The organism is Endozoicomonas sp., assembly GCF_051008435.1.
GTDB lineage: Bacteria > Pseudomonadota > Gammaproteobacteria > Pseudomonadales > Endozoicomonadaceae > Endozoicomonas_A.
Genome location: NZ_JBPCXO010000463.1, coordinates 1 through 3,724, shown reverse-complemented (window position 1 = coordinate 3,724; position 3,724 = coordinate 1). Strand labels below are relative to the sequence as shown.

Below are 3,724 nucleotides of genomic sequence, written 5' to 3'. Positions count from 1 at the left end.
TAGCCTGTCCATTCTTACGGGGAATAACAGTGACGTTGAAGACTTCGGAGCCTTGATAGAAACCAAGTTCAACCTTTTCGTAAACAAATGACTTGAGTTTATGGCATTTATTGAGGATAGTTTTTATAAGCATCGGCGGCGGCTTTTGTTGTTTTTTTGTCCTTCAACAAAAACTATCAAAAGTCAGCTGTCGATGCCCTTTTATCCTCGAAATTGTTCATTCCTACCCACAGATACCCCTGAAGAGCCGAACAAGAAAGAGGTCAAATCATAAAAGCAACACAGCCAATCCTCTGAAGCTCTTTGCTCTGAAGTTATCGCTTATTGTAGTTTTTGCCCTGTTTACGATATTCACAATCAAGACTGCAACCTCCTGGACATTCTCTTATCTGGAGAAATCAATCCTATCTCAAGCGGGTAAGCCTGATCAGAATTCAGAACAAGCCCAAGAGCCTAATGTGATCAGCCTTAAGCCCCTTCCAAAAGCTCCAGATATTCATACGCAACAGAAGAAAGCTCTGCAAAAAGCCAGAGCCGACGCAGTAGAAAATAGACGTATTCTTGAAGAGAAACGCAGGCAGCAGCAAGAAGAGCAGAGAAAAGATACTGCATTTGATACCTGGTATCACACCCCATGGGAATGCGAAGGAATCAGAGCTAATGAAAACATGGTTGAGTGCGTGAATCGACGGATGAGAGCCAAAGAAGAGTTTGAAAAGCTCTGGGCTGAAGGTAAATTTAAATAGCTATTTATGAGCGAACCACATTGCAGTACATAAACTCCGTCGCTCAAAAATACCTTTCATGCCAGAAGATTGAGCAGGCACTGTCTGCTCAATTGAGGTAGAATTTTTTTCTTTCTCGCTGTTCAGCTCTGTTATTTCTAAATCAGACAGTAAACCCTCCAGGGCACTCCTAAAAAGCCGCCATATACTGCTGTGGTTTTAGCTGGCAATGCCTGTTTACAGCCCCCTGCAGCATAAACAATCTTGGACCTTTCCTGAAGTTATAGAGCCGATAAAGAAAATAACTGTCACTGTTGTCTATTGAGAAACCCAGCTCATTGGCTGACAGCCAGAATGGTGTCTCTTTACCATAACGGGTTGTTTTCACTTCTATATGCCTGGGCTTACCTGATAGCTCATAGGACAGGATATCGTATCCTGTTCCATCTCCCACTACTCGTGAAGTATGCTCTATTTTATCAGCAAGTTTTTTATGGCCACTTTGCCTTAAACGTTGCTCTTCATACTCCAGAACTATGGATTCTCCAGCAAGACCAAGACTTTGATTTGAAGCCTCTCTTGCAAGCCAGTTGACTGTCGATACTCTGGTCACTTTGCGATCAAAAGCCATAGCCTGCTTCGGTACCTCTATTGTTGGCGGAGGAACGACTATAGACTGATAATCTATATTTTCTGGCAATGAGACATTCTTCTGAACATCTGACTCAACAACACCAATAAACGTAGAATTAGCTTCCAGCCACTGACTGACAGCATCTACCAGACTGTTCTGGAAATTATTGCGCGGCTTGTACCCACTAATTGATGGCAGATTTAACTGGTGAAGTACCGCACTGATATTGCAGTGTTTGAACTCAATTGCTCCATCAGTCCTCAGGGGTAACTGGGCAAAAAGTACACGGCGATGATGCGCCTTATTATATTTTTTTCCTGACAACTCACTCGTCAGCATGGCGAAATAATCAGCAACAATAAGAGATAGCTCTTCTGACTTCCAATCTGTAGACATGCCTTATTCAATTCAATGCGTCCATGATGGCTCCAGGTTACCCCAAAAAGACAGCAACAGACACTACAACGATTACAGATCAATCACCCAAGTCGGCTCAAAGAGAGCTGATCTTCGATTTCACTCATAAGCACAAAAGCTTGAGCCCTCCTTCTTATAAAACATATGAAAAAGTACGAAAAACCATAAAAAGTCGTATAAGAAAATACGAAATGACGAAAATAGTTCTATAAATAAGGGTCCAAGTAACAAATTAGGATATCCACAGACATAGACTGAAGCCAAAAAGCACTGACCAATACTTTTTGGTCACAATCAGTTCAGACTGGGACACTCGCAGCAAGATTCTCTGTAAAGGCCAGTCCCTTCAAGTCTGCCTGTTTTACAACGTCCACCAGTTGTTTGGAACAGAACATCTCAAAGCTGATCTCATTCTCATGCTTGAAGATATCATCGCTTTCATCATCAGAAAAAACGATAGACTCAACATCGGCAAAGATATCTTTATGCATTCGATATTGTATTTGTGCAGCGTCAGAAGGTTTCAGGTTCAGGCAGTTGAAAAAATAGGCTGGGTTGCCATGGAGCTCACAGGGCAGAATTTCACCAAAGGGAGCAAGTATACCTTCCAAGGCACGAAAGGCTTTTTGATTCATCAGCAAAACACCCGACCGCCAGATACTTATATCTGCGAGGCTTACTGTTCCTTCATTGTGGTAATAACCAAGATCTAGAGGCTCCCAACAAGCTTTTACCGATATATTCTTTTTACCAAGCTGCATAGCCGCAGCTTCACCGATATGGGGATCCAAAAGATCCAGAAAATCATCAATATCCAGTGTCATACTCTGGTAGTTGGCTGCGTCTTCATGAACTTTATACAGAGTCACGGCTTAAAAACCTCCTCCAGTGGTGGCTCAGTCACATAATCAGGCTGCTGCCCATCCCGCAATAGGGTTCGTATAGATAAAAGCTTACCTCTAAAAGCACCTTCATTAACGATGTTTCTGCTTCTGTTATGAACCCAATGCTCGTAGTTATAAGTGTGAATCTCTGCATGGGCATTGGCATGCCTCATAGCCGGATGGCCTTTATCGGAAATTTCTCTCGGCATCCAAACCCCATTATCAGGGTCATTGATCCTTATTCCGTGGAAATGCATATCAACTCTAGCTTCTGCAGCAAACCGAGTTCTACCTTTCCCCTGAACAATATGATGGGCTGTAAATCTCGACTTAGGATCTGGCGCATGTCGTCCATCATCCTCCATAAACTTTGCCAGAACTTTTGTGGGGTGATGGGCCTCTATACCCATAGCATTGCGATGAATGGAACGATCTTTTCGTGTTGAATCTTCTGAAGGCTTCAGCTCTGTTCGATACTTTTCAAGACTATCCTGTACACTCACCTGAGTCAGGGTTGCTAAGCGCTCTGCAGCTAATTGTTTCAGCAAGCGGTTGAGTTCACGGGACTTCTTGGAAAGAGCTTTCTCATCCGCTTTTGAAGGCTTAATACCATTCCCTTTCTTAGCCGCTTTTTTAGCAACATCGAACTCGTCTTTATCAGTGTGGTATTTCTTACACTTTTGCTCAAAGTCCGCCATGATACGTTCAAGCGGGGTCATCTCGTGTAAACGTTTTGTTACGCACACACCGTGATCGTATTCCATACATCCATTCCATGATAATCACTTTTCCAGCGCCAGATTATCATAGAGTGGAATAACGTCTAAAGGGTAAACGGCTCATTACTAACACTAAGATCAGGGATAAATCAGGACATTTACATATTCAGTAGACCCGAGCAAGAAAGTGTTTCTGAGAGCCTGAGATGGATAAAGAGATATTCTTGCCTTTATACTACGCCTGCAGATTCAAACGCCTTTAACCCACAAAAAGAACTTTAATCAGGAACTCTCCATGACTCAATTCGATCACGACACTAAAGAGTTCCTCTCCCAACCCTTTGA

Annotated in this window: 4 protein-coding genes; 1 reads left to right on the top strand and 3 read right to left on the bottom strand. The window is 42.8% G+C overall.

Features of this window, described 5'->3' with window-relative positions:
* Positions 1-458: 458 nt before the first annotated feature.
* Positions 459-746, top strand: coding sequence for a hypothetical protein (locus ACR2PX_RS22895; protein ID WP_434001665.1), 288 nt, complete (start codon positions 459-461; stop codon positions 744-746).
* 169 nt (positions 747-915) lie between these two features.
* On the opposite strand, the gene ACR2PX_RS22890 is transcribed toward ACR2PX_RS22895, so the two are convergent.
* The 3 genes from ACR2PX_RS22890 to ACR2PX_RS22880 form a co-directional block, all read right to left on the bottom strand.
* A complete protein-coding gene (locus ACR2PX_RS22890) occupies positions 916-1,755 on the bottom strand; it encodes a DUF3883 domain-containing protein (RefSeq protein ID WP_434001664.1) in 840 nt (279 codons plus the stop codon).
* 320 nt (positions 1,756-2,075) lie between these two features.
* The gene (locus tag ACR2PX_RS22885; RefSeq protein WP_434001663.1) at positions 2,076-2,645 is read right to left on the bottom strand and encodes a hypothetical protein; all 570 of its coding nucleotides are present in this window, start codon (positions 2,643-2,645) and stop codon (positions 2,076-2,078) included.
* Positions 2,642-3,424 carry an AHH domain-containing protein gene (locus tag ACR2PX_RS22880; protein WP_434001662.1) on the bottom strand — a complete coding sequence of 261 codons (783 nt, stop codon included), beginning with the start codon at positions 3,422-3,424 and terminating at the stop codon, positions 2,642-2,644. The genes ACR2PX_RS22885 and ACR2PX_RS22880 overlap by 4 nt, the downstream gene beginning before the upstream one ends.
* Positions 3,425-3,724: the final 300 nt, after the last annotated feature.